The sequence below is a fragment of the Microbacterium sp. NPDC076895 genome, from assembly GCF_040687115.1.
In the GTDB taxonomy this organism is placed as follows: domain Bacteria; phylum Actinomycetota; class Actinomycetes; order Actinomycetales; family Microbacteriaceae; genus Microbacterium.
In genome coordinates, this window is sequence record NZ_JBFBMQ010000003.1 from 23,507 (window position 1) to 45,914 (window position 22,408).

Consider the following 22,408-nt stretch of genomic DNA (forward strand, 5'->3'; position numbering starts at 1 on the left):
GCGCCCGACGTCATCCGGGGTGCCGCGACTCGCTCGGCCGCAGGGATACGAGGCCCAGGCGCGTCGCCTCGGCAACAGCCTCGTGACGTGACGAGACCCCCATGCGCCGGTAGAGCGAGCGCACCTGCGACTTGATCGTGTTGACCGACACGTGCAGCCGAGCCGCGATCTGCGCGAGCGAGTCCGGGCTTGCCAGCGCCGCCAACACCTCGCGCTCGCGCGGGGTGAGGATGACGGCCGGTGGCGGGGCGACGACAACCACATACCTCACGTGGGCCGGCGGCGAGACGGGCAGTTCATCGCGCACGGATGCCGGCACCACCGCCAATGGCCGCCATAGCCCCTCCTCACGCGCCACCGTGGCAGCTGCCGAACTGATGCGCTCGTCGGCGGGAAGCCCCGCCCGCTGCAGCGCCAGGGCGGTAAGAAGCAGCGCCTCCAGGCGCACTGACGGGCCGACACCGCGGCGATAGGCCAGTGACCGGGCCGCGTGCACGGCCACCAGGGGATCGGCCCGCACGATCATGGCGCGCACGGCACCAAGCGCACACAGGGCGGGCAGCGACTCCGGGTCGCGAACAGGCGCGGCCGGCGGCATCCCGAGCATCTCGGCAGCCATTTCTCGCAGGAACGTCGCGACGCACAAGCCCAGCGACCCGGCAGGCAAGGGCCGATGCTCGGTTGCCGAATCGACGAGGTCGAGCGCGCCCGCCGGATTTCCCGTCGCCAGGCGCCACCGCCCCTCGGCGAGCAGCACGAGCGGCCAGTACTCGAACAGGAGATCGTGATCTAGGCTGGAAAGCAGCTCCGGCGCTGACTCATCCATCCGCTCGACAGCGATCAGTGCCCGGGCGAGCCGAGTGCGCGCCCGGATGCGATCGGCGTACGCGTTGTTCGGTTGCCGCTCGGTCTCGGCTCGCACGAGCACGTGCTCGGCATCCCGCAGCTTCCCCTCCATCGCGAGCGCGCACGCCTGCTTGATCAGCGCGTCACGACGGATGCCGAGCTCGGTGTCGCCCTCGGTCGCCGCGAGTGCCGCCCGAAAGTCGGCGAGCGCCGCAGCGGTGTCGCCGGCGAGCAACTCCGTCGTCCCGAGCTGTGAGTAGGCGGCGGCGAGGAACTGGGGGAGTTGTGCCGGCTCGTGTGTGGACTCGGTCTCGATGTGCTGTCTCAGACGCTGGGCGACGTCTCGTGACTCGTCGAACTCGCCGCGCAGGCGGTGCGCGATCATGCGCTGCGCGATGCGCCATCCCTGGTCGGTCGGGGTATCCAGGGCTTGACCGGGCGTTGCATCCAGCGGACGGGTCGCAAGCAGCCGGATGCGCTCAGGGGTATCAAGCACGGGAAGCGCGAACCGCTTGGCCAGCAGCAGTGCCGGGGGCGCGGCATCCTCGGGTACCGGCACAAGCAGGCGTCGCAGCTCGGCTGGCCGGTCGAGGAACAGCGGCCAGAGGCCGGCATTCAGCAGACGGATCGCGGTGGCTGCGTCGTCGCGCTGCCACGCGGCATCCACCTGCTCGATGAGATCTACCAGCACCTCGGCTGAGGTTGATGGCGTGGACTGCGGTGGCTGTGGCGTCGGCATGAACATGCGCTTCCTTCCCGTCACCACCACAGATGGCGGGCGGAAGGTTTCGTGACGCGAATCCACGAAAGTCGTTGCAGCAGAGGCTGGGCGGAATGGTTCGGTCGCGCCGTGGTGCGGGTGTGAGGTTGCGGATGTCGCAGATCGGCGCGACTGAAACGAGGGGTAGGCGCTACCCGGCGGCGAAGGTGACGAACGACGCGACACCGTGACGACCGGTGACCGGATCGACGTAACGGATACCGATCGTCACGGTCGTGTCCGATTCGGGCAGGGTGAACTCCTGCGCATAAGAGCCAGACGCATCTAGCACCATTGGTGTGGGGCGACACGGCGACGGGTCGGGAAGTTTGATCCGCTGTACGGATGCCGATGGTTCGCCGGTGATCGACAGGATGAACCCGGAGCGGGAGACGACCTCACCGTCGCTTGGCGCGGTGAACATGGGTGGTTCAGCGACAGAGACTGCCACACCGGTCGACAGCGCCGAGGTGCGCCCGTCGACCGTCTGACGTGCGGTGAGCGTGTGATCGCCCGCGGGAAGGTAAGCAGAAGCATCGGTCGCGCACGTGCCGCCCGATAGGTCAGTCACGGCCCACATGCCGGCATCGTCGGCGACGGTGGTGGCTCGAACCGCGTCGGTTTCATCAAGGATCTCGACGGTAGCGCCGGGTTCGGCATCCGTTCCCGACAGCTCGGGGTAGACCTGTGTGCCTGCGCTCGCATCAACGGTGACGGTTGGAGCGGCGAGCGGCGGCACCGTTGGGGTTGGGGTTGGGGTTGGGGTTGGGGTTGGGGTTGGCGTCGGGGTCGGCGTCGGCGTCGGGGTCGGCGTCGGCGTCGGGGTAGGGCTGGGCGTCGGGGTAGGGCTGGGCGTCGGGGTAGGGGTCGGGGTCGGGGTTGGGCTGGACGTGGGGGTCGGGATTGGGGTTGGCGTTGGCGTTGGGCTGGACGTTGGGGTTGGCGTTGGGCTGGACGTGGCGGTTGGCGTTGGGCTGGACGTGGCGGTTGGCGTTGGCGCTGGGCGCGAGGGCGTGGGCATGGGTGTGCCGTCAGAGGGCGTCGGCGAGGGGTGCGAGTCCGAGCTTGGCGGCGGAAGGATCGTCGGATCGCGGTCGGGTCGAGCCGGCCGCACCGGCCCGTCATCGTCGGTATCGGGCGTCGAGGTTGCAGTAACCGGCGGGTCCGGATCGAGCGCCTCGAGCGGTGCAGACTCGACCGGCGGGACTTGCGCCGCAGGGGGAGGCGTGCGCTCCGAGGCGTCGCGAACCGTCCCGACCGCCGCCCACACGCCCGCCCCGAGGGCGACAGCGGCGACGACTCCGGCAGCGACGACACCGATCTGCGCCGATCGAGACATCCGCGAACTGCGCGCTCGCACCGGGGATGCGGCGGCACCGGCTGCGACCGTCGCGGCACCCGCAGCGCCGGTGGACTGCAGCCAGGCGGCATAGGACGCCGCGGCTGGAACGCCGACCACAACCGGCAGCAGGGCGAGCGCGAGCCGGCTCGACACTTGCTGCGCCTCTTCCCAGGCCAGCGAGCACTTCGCGCACGTAGCGAGGTGCGCCTCGGCAGTCCGGGAGTCCCGGGCGCTCAGCGCACCACGCGTGTGCGCACCAAGCATCGAGAGCACGCTGCGGCACTCGTCGGTCTCGGCAGCACGAAGCTGCCCGCTCACCCATGCGTCGCGAAATCCGCGCCGCGCGCGCACGACGAGAGCCGACGCGGCGTTGGCGGCAAGGCCCAACAGCGGCGCGAACTGGCGAGGCTTCAACCCTTCCACGTCGCTGTACCAGAGCGCCTCCTGCCAGCGGGTCGGCAGCGAGCGGAACGCCGACACCGTGACTCCCGCCTCCAGTGACGCCTCGACGGACCGAGCTGTGTCCACGCTCGCGGGCAGATCTGCGACATCCGTGCTCGAGGTGTCAACCGACCGCGAGCCCCATTCCCGCGCGACGTTTTTGACAGCGGTCAACAGGTAGGCGCGAAATCCCATCGTTGGGCCGCCGCCGTCTTTGATGCGCGCAAAGACCCGCGTGAACGCCTCGGAGACGACATCGTCGGCATCCAGCGTCGTGAACGCGTGCGCGACAGCGAGAGCCGCGGCGCTGTGACGCAACCATAGTTCTGCGTATGCCGCGGAGGTGTTGCGACGCGAAAGCACGACGAGGTCGTCGTCGCTGAGCATCGCCAGATCAGCGCGGGACACGGTCAGCTCACCTTTCGAGGGGACACCGAAGAGAGCCGTTCCCAGATACGGCTACCGTCAAGATTGGGCTGCATAGCCCCCTCGCGCAACACTGAACTTTCTGTGAACAGGCGCACGTGACGGCTGAGCTCGGCAAACTCCGATGCAGGCAGCCCCGCACAGTCGAAGACGATGACCGGGGTCAGTGCGGCATCCGGTGCCCCGACGGAAGACTCCGCGCCTGTGGAAGCACCGGGGGAGACGAGGAGCATTCGGACGGGAAGCCCTCTGGCCCACGCCGCCCGACGCGGGGAGGCGCAGGTCACGTCGGCGCCACCGCGCTCCCAGCGCCACGCGCGCGAGCCATCCGCGAGTTCGAGCCACCGGCCCCACAGGCGCGCCTCCGAGAGCCGCGCAATTCCGGCGCGTCGCCGGGTGAGAAGTAGCCGCCACCGGCGCGCCCGAAACTGGAACGGCCACGGCCCTTCCGACGTTGCGGAGTCGGAAGGGCCGTGACTGCTAACAGCTCGGGACGTGCTCACACCCCTAGAGATGCCGTGTGCGGCGTTTCATGACGCGATTCTCACGCATCCGTTCGACGACGTGACGCGGCCAAGAACCCACCACCGGCGATGAGCAGGAGCACTGTCGCGATGATCAGCCACCAGGACGGCGTTCCGCCCGTGCCCGCCAGCGGATCAGCGGCAACTGGGTTGGTGGTCGACGCGGTGAGGCTCGACCCGGGCAGCTGCTCGGTCGGGGTCGTGACAGTGACGGTGTTCGTGACCTCGGGGTAGGCGCCGTTTGCCACGGTCACCACGAGGGTCATCGATACCGTCTGACCAACGCCGAGCGGCTTGTCGAGCGTGCAGGTTACCGTCTGGCCGGACGCATCACACGTCGCGCCGGTCCCGGATGCTGACACGTAGGTCAATCCGCGCGGCAGCACGTCGGTCACCACGATCGGGCCTGGGTCCTCCGTGGGGCCCTCGTTTGTCACCGCGATCACGTACGTGCCCTTCGAACCGACCTGCAGCCCGCCCAGAGCCGTCTTGGTGACCACCAGCGTCGACTGCGGGGGCACCGTGACGGTGTCATCGCTGGTGTTGTCGGACGGGTCCGTCTCGGGCTGGTCACCCGTGACGACACCGACGTTGACGACTTCGTCGTAGGCGGCCGCGGTAACGGTCACCGTGAGCGAGAGGCTCGGGGCGTCGCTCCCCGGCGCCAGCTCACCCGACAGTGTTGCAGTCACCGTCGTCGTCCCATCGGGCGCCACGGGGTCTGCCACCACGGTCCACGAGGGGTCGGTTCCCGCGGCACCCACGTACTCGAGCCCGGCAGGGATCACGTCGACAACTGTCACCCCTGTCGCCGTCGAGGGGCCATCATTGCGCACCGCCAGATCGAAGGGCAGGTCGTCGCCGATCCGTACGTCGCCGGCGTCGTGGGTCTTCACGATCGACAGGTTCACTGCCTGGGTGACGTCCAGGTCCGCGGTGTCGGTGTTGTTACCCGGCGTCGGATCCACCGTCCCGGAGCTGACGCTCGCGGTGTTGGTCAGCACCGTTTCACCGGACAGCGGGTCAACCGCGATCGACGGGTCCAGTGCCACCACGAGCGTCACATCCGGAGCATCCGCCCCGGCTGCCAGCCCCGCACTTGCGGGATTGCGGGTGAGGGTCACGGTCTGCGTGTTCGTCGCCGGGTCGACCGGGGCGGCCACGGCCGTCCAATCCGTTCCAGCCTCGAGCGAAACGAACGTGATCCCCGCCGGCAGGGTGTCGACGATCGTGATCGGCGCCACGGCATCGGACGGCCCGAGATTCGAGACCTCGAGGAGGTACCGAGCCTGTTCGCCTGCGACCGCTGTGGTGACCGGGACGCCGGACTCATCGACGGCCGTCTTCACGAGAGCCATGTCGGCGAGTGAGGTGACGGAGATCTGCGCGGTCGACTCATTATCGGATGTCGAGGTCTCAGGCGTCGAGGTCGCAATCACCGCTTCGTTGTCGAGTGTGGTCGCATCCGGCACCGACGCCCCGATCAGAGCGGTCACGGTGATCGTGACGGGTCCTCCCACCGGCAGGGTCCCCCGTTCGCACCTCGCCGGAGTAGCCGTCACATCACACGTCCAGTCGGTTCCCGACATCGCGGTGACCGTCATCCCCGCATCCGGGGTGTCGGTGACCGTGACGTTCCGAGCGATCGACGGGCCGTCATTCACGATCGTGAGCGTGTATTCCACGGTTTGACCGGCGACATAGGGGCCCGCGGTAGTCGTGTCCTTCACGATCGACAGGTTCGTGAGGGTCGTGACGTCTGTCGGGTCCTCGGTTCGGTCGTTCACGGGATTGTGATCGTCGGGCCCGTCGACGACGGCGACGTTCACGTACGTGTCGGCGGTCAGATCGTCAGCGAGCACCGTGCCGAAAACGAGCTCGATCGTCCCATCCTTCGCGAGCGACAGACTGCTGTCACCGATCGTCCAGGTCAGTTTCTGTCCCACGACCACGGGTTCGATCGAGGCTGGAGCTCCGCCCGCGACCGTGACAACCGCCGTGCCCGACTCGTAGGAGAATCCGTCGGGGAGCGTGTCGGTGATCTCGACAGCACCCACCGAGGGCGACGGGCCAAGGTTCGTCACCAGCAGCGTGTAGTCCAGGCTTGATCCCGCGATCGCAGCATCCGTGTGGGACTTTTCGATCATCAGGTCGGCGGAGCGCTCCGAATCGTCGGTGGAATCGGTGTCGGTCGGCTGATTGGTCGAGTTGTCGGCATCCGCTTCCACGGTGTTCTCGACGGTCGCACCGTTGGGAAGTGCAGGATCGAGGAGCATCGTGACGCGCAGGCTCGCGGTCTCACCCGGAAGCAGGCGCGGGGCCAGGGCAAACGTCTGGTCCTCGCCGGCACCGCTATTGCCGCCGGTGTGTGACCAGTCGGTTCCGGTCGGCGTCACCGAGACGAACGAGTCGTAGGTGAAGTAGCTCTCGACCTCATCGAGCACCGTGACATTCCGGGCATCCGCGGTGCCGGTGTTGGTCACCTCGACGAGGTAGGTCACCGTGTCGCCGGGAACCACCGGCGGGACGGGGCTCAGCCCGGCCGCGGGGACCCAATCCGTGCCATCGAAGACCACGCGGGTCTTGTTGATTCCGAGCGTCGTGTCGATGCCGGGCGTGACGGTTGCGTCATCCTCGTTGTTCGAGGTGTTGGGGTCGGTTGTCGCGCCCGCCGTCACCACCGCCGTGTTGTCGATCGGGTCTCCGGTGTTCCACGCGGGGTCGACCGTTCCCGAGAGGGTGAACTCCACAGCCGGCGCCGCCGGGGCGATCGATCCCGTCGCATCCATCGTGAAGGTGATCGTCTGGCCTGGCTGGAACACGTCAGTCGGTGCCGGTCCCGACCAGCCGGCCGGGATCGTCGGAACCGAGACATCGATCATCCCGTCAGGCACCTCGTCGGTCACCGTGATGAGTGCACCAGGCGCGCTCACGGAATCGGAGGGCCCCGCGTTCGTGACGGACAGCGTCCACGTCAGCGATCCACCCGCATTGGCGGAGGAGGGTCCGGACTTGTCCATCACGAGGTCAGCCAGAGGGGTGAGCGGCTGGGTGACGTCGTCGGAGTTGTCCTTAGCGATGTCGTCCGGAGTCTCATAGGTCTCACCGACTACGGATGCGTCGTTGGTGGCATCTCCGGTCGCCGAGGCGGCGATTGTCACGTCGGCCAGCAGCACGATCCGGTCAGTACCGTCGGCCTTCAGGCTCGTCGACCCATCACCCACCAGGAAGGGGTCGGCGACGGTGCCCGTGCCCGAGAGGGTCAGCGCCGTGCCGGTCGTGTCCGATCCGTCCGCGTAGTAGCGCGCGGTGAACGAACCGGTCGTCACTCCTGCGGGAAGGGTCGTGGTGTCGACGACCGAGAAGGGGCCGACCGAGTCATCCGGTCCCTGGTTGGTGACGGTGATTTGCCACTGCGGCTGTGCGTAGGCCGCACCTACGCTCGCGCCCGGAATCCAGTCGCCGGTGGTCGTGTCGCCCCCGATCGCCTCCTTCAGGAGGTGCAGATCGGCGCGGTGGATCACAGCAGCTGCCGTCTTGTCAGGCCCGGTGTACGAGGGGACATCGGCGTTTCTGGTCGCGCCCGAGGTGTCGGTCGTCACCGCGCTGACGGTGTTGGTGTGTTCGGGGCGATCGGAGTCGCTCACAGTGGCACCCGGGTCGGTCACTGCGCCCTCCTGAGGAGTGGCGGTGAACACGATAACGATCTGCTTGCCCGGTGCGAGCGCCGCGGTGCCCGGGGCGGGGGACCCGAAGTTCCAGGTGAGCACTTCGGGGTCACCCGGGGCGCCGGTGCCTGTCACCGCCGGGGTCAGGGTGCCGGGCCACGCGGCACCATCGATCGTGATGCTCGTCACGTCGGTGTACTTCCAGTTGACGGGGAGCGTGTCGGTGACCTCGACGGTCTGTGCCGGACCGACGGGATTGGTGGGGTCGTCGTTCGTCGCGGTAATCGTCCAGCTGAACGGCACGCCCTCGTACGCGAGGGTTCCTGCAGTGACGGTCTTGGCCAGTTCCACGTTCGGGAACAGTGGGTTCACCGTCGCGGTCGACGGTGTCTCCGGGCCGTACTCGCGCCCACCCGACGGGAACGACTCGTAGCCGGTCACGGTCGCGATGTTGTCGTAGTCCTGATCACTGATCAGCTCGGAGGCTGCGAGAGTCGCCGAGTACGTCAACTGCAGCGTGTTCCCGGGCGCCGTGCTGCTCAGCGGGCCGGAAAGATCCCACCCGATCGTGCCGCCGGCACCGGTGCCGACCCCAGCATCAATGCTCGCCGGTACCGGTGAGATCGACGTGGTGTCAACGACGATGCCTGCTGGGACCTTATCTGTCACGACCATTTTGTAGGCAGGGGTGTTGCCGCTGTTGGTCACGTCGAGGGTGTAATCGAACTCCTCGCCCGGGTTGGGTGCGTCGTTGGAGACGGTCTTGTCGATCGCGAGCTCGGGATTGAGGACATCGACGGTCGCGTCGTCATCGATCGAGGTGCGGGTCGACGGGTCGTCGTTGGTCGTGTTCCACGCGAACACGGCGGTGTTGGGGAGGTCTCCGATGTTCGCGGCGACGGCATTGCCGTCGAGCAGCACCTTGTAGGTGAGGGTCAGCACGCGGTCGACGGGCTCCGACAGAATGTCGTTGCCGGCGCCGTCGTGGTAGGTCCAGGTGGCCGTGTTGGTCCCGGCATTCAGCGTGTAGTCCCAGGTGCCGGTGACACCGGTTGACGGGCTTGCGGTCGGGCCGCTGATCGTTGCATCCTGGAGCACGACACCGGCGGGAAGATCGTCGGAGATCACCGGGTCGTAGTAGTTGATGTTGGCCTTCAGCGTCACCTCGACCTGGTACTCGACTGTTTCGCCGAGCGGCTCGGACACGCTCGTGGTGAAGGCATCAGAGGTGCCTGCAGTGCGGACCCCCTTGGCGATTTCGGCAGTGACGGCGGTCACTGTTGCGTCGTCGTTCGAGGTGCGCGTGCCGCGACGGCTCGTGACGTCGCCGCCGAGGCTCGAGGGGAGGGTGTAGCCGGTCTCCGTCGCGGTGTTCGTGTAGCTCTCGCCACCACCCGTGGACGGATCGATGCTCGCCTCGTAGGTGATCGAGGCCGTCGGCGGGATCTCGGCGACGTTCCACGTGATGGTGCCGCCCGCGCCGGTTTCCACGCCCGAATCGAACGCGACGGGTGCGACCGACGCCGAGCCGATGTCGACGATGAGGCCCGCCGGCACTGTGTCGACGATCACGTTGTCGTAGGAGATCGGACGGTTCGAGGTGTTTGCGACGGTGAGCGTGTAGGTGATCGTGTCGCTGGTCGTGAGATCGGATGCCGGAGACGCGCTCTTGGTGATCTGCGGGTTCGGCTCGATGTAGATGACCGAGTCGTCGTGCTGCCCATTCCAGGTGTCGCTGGTGAACAGGGCGCGGTTGGTGAGGGTCGAGTTCGTGTTCCCTGCGTCGCCGACGTACAGGGTCAGCGTCACCGTGAAGACCTGCGCCTCGTCCGAGGTGTTCGCGTACGACGCGGGGAAGGTCAGCTCTCCGGCGCCTGAGAGGGAGAAGTCACCCGCGGTCGCGCCGGTCAGGGCCGAGGCTGTCCAGGTCGGCGTTCCGTGAACGGTGTACGGAACCGTGGTGGCACCGCGCAGCAGCGTGCCGCGATCGCGCAGGACGGCGTTTGTCACCGTCGTGTGTGCGGGGACGGAAACCGAGTACTCGAAGGTGATGAGCTCGCCCTGCACCGCCTGGTTTGAGCCGTTGTTCGGGTCGAGGTTCTGTTCGCCGATACCGGTGTTCGGGCCGATCTCGGTCGACACCAGTTCCTTGTCGACTGTCGGGTCGGGGGTGAACACCGAGGAGTCGTCGCGCGTGTTCGCGCCGGGCACCGTTTCGTCGGCCGGCCGCGTCGTGTCATCGAGGGAGTCGGTGGGGTAGAGGGTCTGCGTTTCGCCGGTGTTGAGGTCGACGTCGTACTGCGTGATCGAGGCCGTGTTGTCGTAGTCGACGTTCACGCGTGCGTCCGTAGGAATCGTGACGTCGTAGGTGAGAGTTGCCGTGCCTGGCGCCGCAGCAACGGCAATGCCGGTCCACGCGATGACCGAGCGGCCGCTGTAAGAAGAGTCGAGGTCGGTGGGATAGCCCGGGTCGCCGGGATCGAGCGCGACACCGCCATTGCTGATCGCCGAGACGTCGCCCTTGTCGATCCCGCTGGGGAGGGCATCCCAGACGGTCAGATCGGCGTCGAAGTCGCCGCCGGAGAGGTCGACGCGGTAGGTGACGACATCGCCCGCGGCCACCTGGATGCCGTCGCGGTTCGAATCGAACACGGTGCCATCCGCGTTGTTCTGGCTCTGCGCCGGGAGGGTCGCATCGCCGTCCACGTCACGGACGCCCTTGAGGAGAGTCGGGCCCTGCCCGAGCTGGATCTCCGACGCGTCACGCAGGAAGAACAGGTCGCCCAGCACGTTCTCCTGCTGGTACTTCATGAGGTTCTGCGGCTTATCGAGCGTCGAGCTGTCCGACGGCGTGTTCGAGGTCACCAGCCCCAGTACGTGCAGCACGAGCGTGGAGTTCAGGGGCACGTAACGGTCGCCTCCGGCACCCACCGTGCCGACCTGCCAGTCCAGTCGCTGACCGCTCTGCGAGAAGCTGTCGATCGTGACACCGGCGGTCGTGCCGCCGGCTCCGCTGTAGATTGCCGAATCCAGGTAGGAGACGCCCACGGGAAGGAAGTCCGTGACCAGCGGGTTTCGAACGTCGATCTCGTTCGCGAAGTCGACCGTCAACTCGTAGCAGACGACATCTCCGGCGTGGAAGGCGGGGTCTGCGGCATCCGTCTGGTTCTGCGCCCACGGGGCGCCCGGGGCCACGTCGCACGAGGTTGCGGCGGTCGGGGCCACCCCCGGCGTCGGCACCACCGCGTCGCGGGGGAGTACCTGCTTCGAGATGGCCGAGAAGGCTGAGTCCAGCGTCGCTTCGGAATCGTCCCACACATCCTCTGTGCCATCGGCGGGGACGCCGCTGCCGTTGGTCACGCCGGTGAGAGCGGGGATCGCGTCAGTCCAGCCCGTGATCGTCACGGTGTTGCCGAGGCTGTCACCCGAGGTCGTGGGACCGACCCACGGGTCGTCGGTGTCGTAGGTGCTGCGCATGAGAGTCGTGTAGCTGACCACGTGCTCGTCGTTCGCGGTGAGGGCTGCCGGGTCGATCAGGTAGGTCACCGCGAACGTGCCGGTTGCCGAGTCATAGTCGATAGCCGTCGCCGTGGCGCCGATGAGCGTCGCGCCGGCATCCGACGACGGATAGAGGCAGTCGGCGGGAAGCGGGTCACCCGTAATGCTGGCCGTTGCGGGACCGGGGAGCGCAGGGCACAGTCCGTTGGCGAACGTGTCCACGAGCTCGATTGGGTCGGGATCGCTCGGGTCGCCGGAGCTCGTGTACTCGCTCGTCGCAATGTTCAGCGTGTAGGTCGCCAAGCCCCCCGTGATGAACTCACTGCCGGCACCGGTTGTAACGCTCTTGAGTACCCGCAGGTCCATCGCCTGGATCTGCTCGCTGTCGGTGTCGCTCGCTGACGCGGAAGCGGAGGGGGCGAGCGGTCCGGCGTACGTCCCGGCAACGGTCGCGAGATTGTCGTACAGGATGCCGTCACCGAAGCCTGCGCCCTGTCCCTGCCGGGTCGAGGCGCCGTTGTTGTTGTTCAGGTTGGATGCCTGCTGGAGCCCGGCGGGATCAGGAGTGCCGCTCCCGGCCGTCGTGACGAAGTCCATCGTGTTCTCGAACAGTGGGACCGCGGCAACGTAGCGGATGACGTACGTGCCGGCTACTCCCGGGGCACTGAGATCGGTGGCCTGCGCCGTGCCTCCGGTGAGGTTGGGGAGGTTCCAGGTCACCTTCGTGTAGACGCCCGGGTCGAGGCCGGCGGGGATGCCGGTGTTCACCGTCTCGACGCTTGCCGGCGTCAGGCAGTCCGCGGGTGAGGCGCCCGTGATCGGGCCGGTGGTCGGGTACTCGAGGGAACCGCCGAGGCTTCCGCCGCCGTCGTAGAGCAGCGGCGAGTCGGCCGTGTTGTCAACGCTTGCGCATGCCAGGAACTCGAGGCCTGCGGGGAGGAAGTCGACGAGGGTGACGCCGTTCGTGTCGCCCTGCGGCGAGTTCTCGACGGTCAGTGTGTAGACGGTCTGGTGGTTTTCATGCACACCGCGCAGCAGTTCGATCTCGGGGCTCGGTTCGTGCTTGGTCAACCGCAGCGCGTGAACCGGCATGTCGGTCGAGCTGGCACCGCCCGAGGTCTCGGCAGCGCCCGCGGTACCGCCGACGCCGGTTGACCCGTCGAAGACGGGGATGAGGGCGGGGTCGGCGGAGATGTAGCCCGTGAGGGTGATGTCGGGGTCGGCGCCGACCGGGAAGAGGTCAGCGTCGGGTCGGACGGTCAGTGACGAGGGATACGTCGCGGTGCCCGGCAGGTCGGCGACATCCTGGAAGACCCACAGTTGCATGCCCGTGGGAACTGTCGCCAACGGGTCGCCAGTCTGCGTCTTCGCGCTATTGGGAAGCTGAGCGCCGCTCGGATAGATGACGGGCGAGCCCATCCCGCCAGACGAGACGAAATCGATCCCGCTCGGCAGCAAGACGGTGAGAGACGCGTTGAATCCACCTGTCGTCGAGGTGTTCGTGATCGACACATCGAAGGTGGCATCCTCGCCGGCGAGGATGAACGGCTTGGTGTCGGCATCCCCGTACGCGCCACCGGTCTGTACCAGCCCGATCGAGGTCGATGGATCGGGGAGGGCCGCGGCGGATGCCGCGGTCGTCGCACCCCAGACACCCAGGCCGACGGTGCTCACGATCACCGCCGGAGCCAGCGCGAGCGAGACTCGTCGCATCCACCCCCGCCGCCTGCGCTCTCGAGACGCGCGGCGGGTCGCGGGAGCAGCGGATGCGGAGGGCGCAGGGGGCGTTCATCGAATGACCGTCTTCTGTCAGGTCGCTCCGTGCGGGAGCGAGGGAGGGCAGTGCATTTGTGCTCGCGCACGCGCAAGCACAGGGATCTCCAGACGCGCTCGGGCCTGCGAGTTGGCGAATCCTCCGCCGAGTATTCGGACTCAGGCCCTCGCGAACGGTTCGTCCTGCTCGAATTCACCCGCCGCTTCACCCCTCGTCTCCGGGACGTGGCTGCGTGAGTGGGCGGGTGAGTGGGCGGGTGAAATGCGCGGTGCTGGCGCCGCGAACGGCGTCACGGGTGCTTACGCTCGCCGCGGGGTTCCCAGACCCCTCCTGCGGCGGGTCGTTTGTTCTCCCCGAGAGGCGGCCCGCCGTTTGGACCCGTGCATCGCTTACGTGCGCTCGAAAGGTACGACCCACATGACGAACCTGCGCCTGGCCCTCGCGTTCGCCATCCTCTTCCTCGTGGGTACGCTCCTCCTGCTCCTGGGAGCGATGGTTCGAAGCAACGTCGAGGGAGCTCTCCCCCTGTTCTGACGCGCCGTATTCTGGGGGAGCGACACCGCGCCCTCCCTCCCACCGCGGCGTCGTCGGGGTCGGTTCCATGGGTCTTGCCGGAGTTCCGCGTCTGCCGGGCGCGCTTCTCGATCGTGCGCGCCTGGAATCGGTTCTCGAGGAGGACCGACCGCTCGCGGTGCTGTGCGCCCCCGCGGGCATGGGAAAGACCGTGGCGATGGCCCAGTGGGCTGCCCGAACGCCGCGCCGTGGCCTCTGGCTCCGTGTCGCAGATGGCGGCGGCTCGCCGACCGTCTTCGCCGGCCAGGTAGCCCTCGCGCTGCACGACTACGGCCTCCTTGAGCCCGGAAACCCCCTCTCGGCGGGGCCCGCCGCGTTCCAGTTCGTCACCGAACCCTGGGACACTCTGCGCCGCGGCCTTGCCCGGCTCGGGGAGATCACACTCGCGATCGATGAGAGTGAGTACCTCGACCCTGAGACGATCACGGGCATCATCCAGCTGCTCAGCGACACGTCATCCCTCTCGGTGCGCACGACGACCCGTGTCGCAAACGGCTTCGTCGAGCCTGCGCTCACGATGGCGCTTGATGTGATCGTGCTGCGTGATGATGCGCTCGCCCTGACCCGGGCTGAGGCGGCGAATCTCCTGCACACCGGCGAGGACACACCGGTCGTGCGGGACGTGCTCGACCACGGAGGTGCGCCGGGGCTTGCTCGTCTGCTCACCTTCGATGAGAACGCGGCGGGGGGAGGTGGCGGCGACCGAACCCTGCGGGAGATCGACTCGTCTCGCGTCTCCGAGATCGTCGACTCCGTTTCTGCGCATCCGCCGATCGTCATGGGATACGCAGTTCACTGCCTTCCTCGAAGCGATCTGCCTCGCGGATGCCGTCGACGTCGAGCTCGCCGCCCGGCTCACCGAAGAAACGGATGCCGCAGGGCTTCTCGACCGTGCCGAGCGGGAAGGGCTCGGTCAGTGGCGCGGCCTCGGCAGCCACGGCCTTCGGCGGGAGGCGGCTGCCGTCTTCGAACCGTCGCCGTTCGCGCAGCGGGCACTCTCGGCATCCGCCCGCCGCAACCTGCCGCCACGGCGGCTTCGGGAGCTGAACATCCTGATCGCGTGGTGGGAGCTCGATAACGGACAGCCCTTCGCGGCGCTGCGCCGCGCGGTCGAGTATCGTGACTGGGCTCTCGCGACAGATACGGTGCGCCGATTCTGGAACGAGCTGCTGCCATACGGCTTGCAGGTCACGGAGCTGTTTCGGGGGGTTCCCCTCACGGTGCTCGGCAGGCTCCCGCTCGTGACGACGTTGCTGGCGATCATCGCCAACGCCCGGCCCGATCACCGGCTCCGCGCAACCGAGTTCTTCCTCTTGGCCGCATATGGCTCTCGCCAACGCTCGGCCACCCGCGATCCCGCAGATCGCGTCCTGCTACGAGCTATCGAGTCTGCTGCCCAGCGGGTCTCGGGAAGAGACGGAACCAAGGCTGCCCGTGAGGCCTTCGACACCCTCGGCGAGATGAGTCCGGGGGACCGATCACGACTCGGACGCAACGAGCCCAGTATCTGGAACCAGATCGGAACGAGCCTGCTCTATGGAGGCGACGTGCCCCGGGCGATCGAATGCTTCCGCCAGTCGGTAGCCGTCAGCGACGCCGGCGGGTATCGCGCGGGGCTTCAGGGACTCGCCTTGCTCGCGGGAACGTACGCGCTCGACGGCGACATCGTGCAGGCGCGCGCCGTCGCCGGCCGCGCTGAGGAACGGGAGTGGCCGGAGCGGTGGAAGACGGGCTACCCGGGCAGCTATCTGCAGTTGGCCCATGCTCTGATCGCGCTCGAGGACGGAGACCTGGAGGCCGCGGAGGCGCACCTGCACGCCCTCGACGAGCACCGCGAGACGATCGAGCACTGGGCGCCGCTGCTGCACGTCGACGTCCTCATCCAGCTGCGTCGCCACCGACCCGACATCGCGCGGGAGCGGATCCGGAGCGTCGTCAGCGCCCAACGAGCCAGGCGTGCCGTCTCGCCCTTCACCAGTGCCCGGTTGCGACACACCAGCGCCCTGGCAGCACTGGCAGCCGGAGATCTCGCTGCAGCCGAACGTGTTCTCGGCCGCAGCGAGGATGCGCGCACCGCCGTCAGTCGTGCCCGCATCGCCCTCGCCGCAGGTGACGCCGAACGTGCGTTGCGACTGCTCAACGGCGCGGCAGCCGGGCAGGCATCCGCTCGCGCGCGCGCCGAGCACCTCGCGCTGACCGCAGCATCCGTCGCCGTTCTCGGCCACGATGACGCCCACACGCGAACGGCGATCGAACGTGCGGATGCTGCGCTCGCCGAGAGCGAGCAGATGCTTGCACTCGCGCTGGTGCCGGATGCTGCGCTCGCGGTTCTCGCTGCGAGCATCGACCGGGCGAGCCATCCCGATTTCGCCGAGCGCGTCGAGCGGGCGCGCCAGTGGGCGATGATCGCAGCACCCGGTGCTGCGCCTCGGCTCACCGCCCGCGAACACGCGGTAGCGCTGGAGCTCGGCCGCCACGACGGCGTGGCCCAGATCGCCGCCGCGCTGAGCGTGTCGCCGAACACCGTCAAGTCACAGCTGCGTGCCCTGTACCGCAAACTCGGTGTGAGCAGTCGCGCCGACGCGTTACGCGCGCTCGCCGCGTGGGGTCTCATCCGGCCCGGCGTTGGCACCGGCCCCGACGACCTCGGCGCGAGCGGGTCGCAGGAAAGGTAGGACTGCCAGTCCCGCGAGACTCACCACGGCTGCGCCCACGCACAGGGACGTGAAGTTGTCGGCGGCACCCGAGATCGGATCCGGTCCGCCGAGGGTGAGCAGCCACGCTGCGACGCTCGGGACCACGATCTGGGGAAGGGTGTCGGCGATGTTCAACGCTCCCAGATATCGGCCGCCGGCGCCGACGGGGATGCGACGAAGCGCCGCCGTAAGATTCACCGCGAGGAACAACCCCATGGAGATCCCACCCAGAACCGCACTCAGCACCAGCGTCGGCGCGCTCGCGGCACCCGCCCGAAGCAGTGCCGCGCAGGCAAGGAGGAGTGCGGAGCCTGCGAGCAGGATGCGTGGGTCGATCCGGTCGGCTACCCAGCCAACGGTGAGCGCCGCGCCGACGATCGCCGCGCCACCCGCGAGCGTCGAGAGGGACGTGAGCGCCGTGGCGGCACCTGCCGTTCCCGTGATGCGGTCTGCCACCAGGTAGAGCATGAACGAGGTCACCAGCCCGAACGCCACCGACTGGATGAATCGGCTGGCCCACACGGGTGCGAAGCGGCGGACCGAGCCGATGCCGCCAGGTTCGGCATCCTGGGCCTGCGTCGCCTGTACCGCGCGGGCGGGCAGCGCAGCCGCTGCCCCGACGGCGACCGCGACGGCGAGAAGTGACATCGCCAACGTCACCGTTCCGACGTGATCTGGAAGAAGGCTCGACAGAAGCAGGGGAGGGACGGTGCCGAGGAATGCCGCAGCTGAGAAAGCTCCCGAGGCTCGCCCCCGCTCGGCATCCGGAACGGCGTCGGCGAGAAGACCCGCCGCCCCTGCCAGGAGCGCGTTGTAGGACACCTGCACCAGCACCCATGCTGTGAGCAGGATCCCGATCGACGGCGCGACCAGCAGGAGGCCCATCGAGGCGAGCCCGAAGACGGAACCGCCGATGATCCACGGATGCCGCGCGCCGAGCCGCGAGCGCGTGCGGTCAGAGAGCGCCCCGAAGAGAGGGTTGGTCACCGTCGCCGCTACCGCGCCGAGGGTCACAGCCAGCGCGAGGATGCCGGTTCGCTCTGTCGCCGGAGCGAGCAGATCGACAGCCAGCGGTAGGCCGGTGATAGCGGGCGCCGTCATCGCCCCGATCCCGACAAGGTTCAGGGCCGCCGGCACTAGCGCGCCGCGACCGAGTCGAGCACGGACGCGGGTGGGCATGAGAATCAGGCTATTCGTTCGCGCGCAGCATCCAGATGCCGTAAGCTAGATCTTTGGTGCCTGCCTCACTGCGGCAGATCACCGCGAACGTGAGCCCTCCACTGGCGTGTTCGGCGGCCTTCGGCCTCGGAACCACCCCGGAGCGGGATTCACGAACCACTCCGTTCGAATCAGAAAGCAGCACTATCGTGACGCGCACATTCACCCCCAAGGCTGGCGAAATCCAGCGCGAATGGCTCGTGATCGACGCCACCGACGTCGTTCTCGGCCGCCTCGCCTCCCACGCCGCAGCGCTCCTGCGCGGCAAGCACAAGGCGACCTTCGCACCGCACGTTGACAGTGGCGACCACGTCATCATCATCAACGCCGACAAGGTCGCCCTCACCGGCCAGAAGCTCGAGAAGAAGATGGCCTACCGCCACTCCGGTTACCCGGGCGGCCTCAAGTCCGTCTCCTACAGCGAGCTGCTCGAGAAGAACCCCGTCCGCGCCGTCGAGAAGGCCATCCGCGGCATGCTCCCCAAGAACAGCCTGGGTCGCCAGCAGCTGTCCAAGCTGAAGGTGTATGTCGGTGCCGAGCACCCGCATGCCGCTCAGCAGCCCAAGACATACACGCTCGACCAGGTCGCCCAGTAAGCGCCGGACAGACCAGAAGGACATACTCGTGGCGAACGACACCACCGCAACCGAGCCCACCAGCTACACCACCGAATCCGCCGTCGACGTCGAGGCTGTCGAGGCTGCGCGCCCCGTGCTCAACGTTCCCGGCGCAGCAGTGGGCCGCCGCAAGGAAGCCATCGCGCGCGTGCGCCTGGTTCCCGGTACCGGCACCATCACCGTCAACGGCCGCACGTTCGAGAACTACTTCCCGAACAAGCTGCACCAGCAGCTCGTGACCGACCCCTTCACGCTGCTGAACCTCACCGGCGCCTACGACGTCATCGCCCGCATTCAGGGTGGCGGCCCCTCGGGTCAGGCCGGCGCGCTGCGCCTGGGCATCGCCCGTGCGCTCAACGAGATCGACGCCGAGAACAACCGCCCGGCCCTCAAGAAGGCCGGTTTCCTCTCGCGCGACGCCCGCGTGAAGGAGCGCAAGAAGGCCGGTCTCAAGAAGGCCCGTAAGGCTCCGCAGTACTCGAAGCGTTAATCGCTTCGCGCACGGCGCACTATGCCGCTTTTCGGCACGGACGGCGTACGAGGACTTGCCAACGGCATCCTCACCGCCGATCTGGCTCTGTCCCTGGCCCAGGCGACTGCTGTCGTCCTGGGCCAGGGCCGTACCGCTGACGCACGCCGCGCGGCGGGCAAGCGTCTCACCGCGGTCGTTGCCCGCGACCCGCGCGTGTCGGGGGAGTTTCTCGTCGCCGCCGTGTCGGCGGGACTCGCCTCGTCGGGCGTTGACGTCCTTGACGCGGGTGTTCTTCCGACGCCTGCCCTGGCCTACCTCGTCGGGGACCACGACGCCGACTTCGGGGTCATGGTCTCGGCATCCCACAACCCGGCGCCCGACAACGGGATCAAGATCTTCGCCCGCGGCGGCGTGAAGCTGCCCGACGTCGTCGAAGCGCGCATCGAAGCCGCCATGAGCGGTGATAAGCTGCAGCCGACCGGTGCCGGAGTCGGCCGGATCACTCGCTTCTCGGATGCCGAGGACCGCTACGTCCTGCACCTGCTCCAGTCGCTGCCGCATCGGCTCGAGGGCCTTCACGTCGTGCTCGACTGTGCACACGGTGCGGCGGCGGGCGTCTCGCCGCAGACGTTTGCGGATGCCGGGGCTCGAGTCACCGTCATTGGCGCTGATCCCGACGGCCTCAACATCAACGACGGTGTCGGTTCGACGCACCTCGACCAGCTTGCGGCGGCTGTCGTCGCGCACGGCGCAGACCTCGGCATCGCGCATGACGGCGACGCCGATCGGTGCCTCGCCGTTGACGCTGCCGGCACCGTGATCGACGGTGACCAGATCATGGCGATCCTCGCCGTGGCATTGAAGGAGCGCGGCGAGCTCACCGACGACACACTCGTCGCCACCGTCATGAGCAACCTCGGCCTGCATCGCGCGATGGCCGATCACGGCATCCGGGTCGAACAGACAGCTGTGGGTGACCGGTACGTGCTCGAGCGCATGACCGAGGGCGGCTTCGCCCTGGGCGGCGAGCAGTCGGGTCACGTCATCATGTCTCGGTTCGCCACCACCGGCGACGGCCTGCTGACGGGGCTGCACCTCATGTCGCAGATGGCCCGGACCGGGCGGACACTCGCCGACCTCGCCTCGATCATGACCGTCTACCCGCAGGTGCTTGTGAACGTGACGGGCGTCGACCGATCGCTGGTTGCCACCGACGACGTCGTGCAGGATGCCGTCGCCGCGGCATCCGCAGCCCTCGGTCAGTCGGGCCGCGTTCTGCTGCGCCCCTCGGGTACGGAGCCCCTTGTGCGCGTCATGGTCGAGGCCGCCGACGCCGAAACCGCGCACGCTCAGGCCGAGGCCCTCGCCGAGGTCGTGCGCGAACGCCTCAGTCTTCCCGCTTGAGGCACGCCATAGCAGGCGCATAGGCTTCGCCTTCAGGCACCATAGCTCGACCCGTCACTCTCGATCCATCGATCCGCACGGACAGGAGAGACGGATGCCCGAGTTTCCCGAACCCCAGACCACCCCCGACGGACCCGCCTACGAGGGTCGGCTGCTGGAACGGCCCGACGAGGAGGTCGTCGATCAGGGCATCCGCTTCGACCTCGGCACCCTCGTCTCGCGCCGGGGAGTGTTGAGCCTGGTCGGACTTGGAGCCGGGGCTGCCGTACTCGCCGCGTGTGCGCCGGCGGTCTCTGCATCCAGCGCGGTGACCCCCACCGCGACGCCGGCGGCGACGCCCTCGTCGTCCGCGCCGACGAGTGTTGCGGAGGGGCTCCCGGCCGGAGAGATCCCGGATGAGACCGCAGGACCCTACCCCGGCGACGGGTCGAACGGTCCCGACATCCTCGAGCAATCCGGCATCGTTCGCAGCGACATCCGCACGAACCTCGGCGAGACGGCGGCGGTCGCTGGCGTGCCGCTGACCTTCACGCTGCGGATCACCGACATGGCACACGGCGACGCGCCGTTTGCGGGCGTGGCGGTCTACGCCTGGCACTGCGACGCACTCGGTCAGTACTCGATGTACTCCGACGGTGTGACGAACGACACGTTTCTGCGCGGTGTGCAGGTTGCCGACGCGAACGGGCAGGTCACCTTCACCTCGATCGTCCCCGGTTGCTATTCGGGACGGTGGCCGCACATCCACTTCGAGGTCTACCCGAGCCTCGATGCGATCACCGATTCGACGAACGCGATCTCGACGTCACAGCTGGCCATTCCGGAGTCTGTCGCGACTGCCGTCTATGCCTCGTCCGACTACACCGGCTCCTCCCGCAACCTCGCGCAGGTGAGCTTGGCAAGCGACAACGTCTTCGGTGAAGACGGCGGGGCGCTCCAGATCCCGACGGTCACAGGCTCGGTGGATGACGGGTATGCGGCATCCCTCGTGGTGCGAGTGGACACCACGACGGCCCCGACGAGCGGCAGCGCCCCCTCGGGCGGATCGGGCCGCCCCTGAGGTCGTAACGGCGCAGAGTCTCGGCGACACGCCGCGGCCCGCGGCCCGAGGCCGGGGTGTCGCGCACGATCTGCGCCGTTGTGCGCCGGAAACGGTGCCGCCGCCGTAGCTCGGCGCCGGGTCAGCCCCAGGCCATCGACTCGATGTAGCGCAGCAGCACGCCCTCGCGCAGGGCCCACGGGCTCACCTCGAGCTCCTCGACATCCATCGCCTTCATCGCCTCGTGCAGCACGACGGCTCCCGCGACGATCTGGAAGGTGCGGTCGGCGGTGATGCCGGGAAGTTCCTGGCGAGCGGATGCCGGGATGCGCGCCAGTCGTGGAATCCACGACCCGAGGGCAGCCCGAGGGAGCATCATCCGTTCACTTCCCGACCAGCCGGGAAGCGGGTAGCCGACGAGTTTGGCAAGCGACCGGATCGCCTTGGAGGAGCCGACGGTGTGATCAGGCCGGGGGAGGGCGGCGAACGTCTTGGTCAGTGGCTTGAGCGTCTGGCGGGCGTGCGCGCGAAGACGATCCACGGCCTCCTCGCCGGGCGGATCGTCCGGCAGGTAGGCGATCGTCATGCGGCCGGCGCCGAGGGGGACGGATGCCGCTTCATCCGGTAGTTCGTCGCTGCCCGCCGCGATCTCCAGCGACCCGCCGCCGATGTCGAAAAGCAGGATCTGACCGGCTGACCAGCCGAACCACCGCCGCACCGCGAGAAAGGTGAACCGGGCCTCGGACACCCCGCCCAGCACCTGCAGCTGCTGTCCGAGCGCGGCCTCGATCCGCGAGATGACGTCGACGCCATTGGTCGCTTCGCGCACCGCGGATGTCGCGGTAGCGAGGAACTCGTCGACGTTCTCGCGTTCAGCAACGGCGCGGGCCTGCGTGACGGCATCCACCAGCGCGGCGATCCCCTCGTCGCTGATCGCACCGTCGGGCGTGACGTACCTCATGAGGCGCAGCACTGAGCGGTGGCTCGTGGAGGCGAGGGGCCGGCCGCCGGGGTGAGCGTCGGCGACGAGGAGATGGACGGTGTTGGAGCCGATGTCGAGGACGCCCAGACGCACGAGGGTCAGCCTATCGGTGGCTCGGGGTGGGCATC

Annotated in this window: 10 protein-coding genes; 5 read left to right on the top strand and 5 right to left on the bottom strand. The window is 68.2% G+C overall.

Features of this window, described 5'->3' with window-relative positions:
• Nucleotides 1-10: 10 nt before the first annotated feature.
• The 3 genes from AB0O89_RS03415 to AB0O89_RS03425 all read right to left on the bottom strand — a co-directional run bounded on the left by AB0O89_RS03415 (nucleotide 11) and on the right by AB0O89_RS03425 (nucleotide 13,218).
• Nucleotides 11-1,585, bottom strand: a complete 1,575-nt coding sequence (locus tag AB0O89_RS03415; protein ID WP_363494199.1) for a LuxR C-terminal-related transcriptional regulator — start codon at nucleotides 1,583-1,585, stop codon at nucleotides 11-13.
• A 172-nt stretch (nucleotides 1,586-1,757) separates the two neighbouring features.
• Nucleotides 1,758-3,797, bottom strand: a complete 2,040-nt coding sequence (locus tag AB0O89_RS03420) for a sigma-70 family RNA polymerase sigma factor (protein WP_363494201.1) — start codon at nucleotides 3,795-3,797, stop codon at nucleotides 1,758-1,760.
• A gap of 562 nt (nucleotides 3,798-4,359) precedes the next feature.
• The gene (locus AB0O89_RS03425) at nucleotides 4,360-13,218 is read right to left on the bottom strand and encodes a hypothetical protein (RefSeq protein ID WP_363494203.1); all 8,859 of its coding nucleotides are present in this window, start codon (nucleotides 13,216-13,218) and stop codon (nucleotides 4,360-4,362) included.
• A gap of 1,305 nt (nucleotides 13,219-14,523) precedes the next feature.
• Between AB0O89_RS03425 and AB0O89_RS03430 the strand changes: the two genes are divergently transcribed.
• Nucleotides 14,524-16,527: a LuxR C-terminal-related transcriptional regulator gene (locus AB0O89_RS03430; RefSeq protein WP_363494205.1), complete on the top strand. Its 2,004-nt coding sequence runs from the start codon at nucleotides 14,524-14,526 to the stop codon at nucleotides 16,525-16,527.
• Here the strand turns inward: AB0O89_RS03430 and AB0O89_RS03435 are convergent.
• Complete coding sequence (locus AB0O89_RS03435; protein WP_363494207.1) at nucleotides 16,438-17,727, bottom strand: MFS transporter; 1,290 nt, start codon at nucleotides 17,725-17,727, stop codon at nucleotides 16,438-16,440. The two genes, AB0O89_RS03430 and AB0O89_RS03435, sit on opposite strands and share 90 nt — an antisense overlap.
• A 188-nt stretch (nucleotides 17,728-17,915) precedes the next feature.
• Between AB0O89_RS03435 and rplM the strand changes: the two genes are divergently transcribed.
• The 4 genes from rplM (at nucleotide 17,916) to AB0O89_RS03455 (ending at nucleotide 21,319) form a co-directional block, all read left to right on the top strand.
• The gene (gene rplM / locus AB0O89_RS03440; RefSeq protein WP_363494209.1) at nucleotides 17,916-18,362 is read left to right on the top strand and encodes a 50S ribosomal protein L13; all 447 of its coding nucleotides are present in this window, start codon (nucleotides 17,916-17,918) and stop codon (nucleotides 18,360-18,362) included.
• 28 nt (nucleotides 18,363-18,390) lie between these two features.
• Nucleotides 18,391-18,873 carry a 30S ribosomal protein S9 gene (rpsI, locus tag AB0O89_RS03445; protein ID WP_292729292.1) on the top strand — a complete coding sequence of 161 codons (483 nt, stop codon included), beginning with the start codon at nucleotides 18,391-18,393 and terminating at the stop codon, nucleotides 18,871-18,873.
• Between the two features lie 21 nt (nucleotides 18,874-18,894).
• Nucleotides 18,895-20,259, top strand: a complete 1,365-nt coding sequence (glmM, locus tag AB0O89_RS03450) for a phosphoglucosamine mutase (protein WP_363494211.1) — start codon at nucleotides 18,895-18,897, stop codon at nucleotides 20,257-20,259.
• Nucleotides 20,260-20,353: 94 nt separating this feature from the next.
• The gene (locus AB0O89_RS03455; RefSeq protein ID WP_363494213.1) at nucleotides 20,354-21,319 is read left to right on the top strand and encodes an intradiol ring-cleavage dioxygenase; all 966 of its coding nucleotides are present in this window, start codon (nucleotides 20,354-20,356) and stop codon (nucleotides 21,317-21,319) included.
• 121 nt (nucleotides 21,320-21,440) lie between these two features.
• Here the strand turns inward: AB0O89_RS03455 and AB0O89_RS03460 are convergent, their stop codons facing one another.
• Entirely contained in the window at nucleotides 21,441-22,373 is a 933-nt protein-coding gene (locus tag AB0O89_RS03460; RefSeq protein WP_363494215.1) for a Ppx/GppA phosphatase family protein, read from the bottom strand.
• Nucleotides 22,374-22,408: the final 35 nt, after the last annotated feature.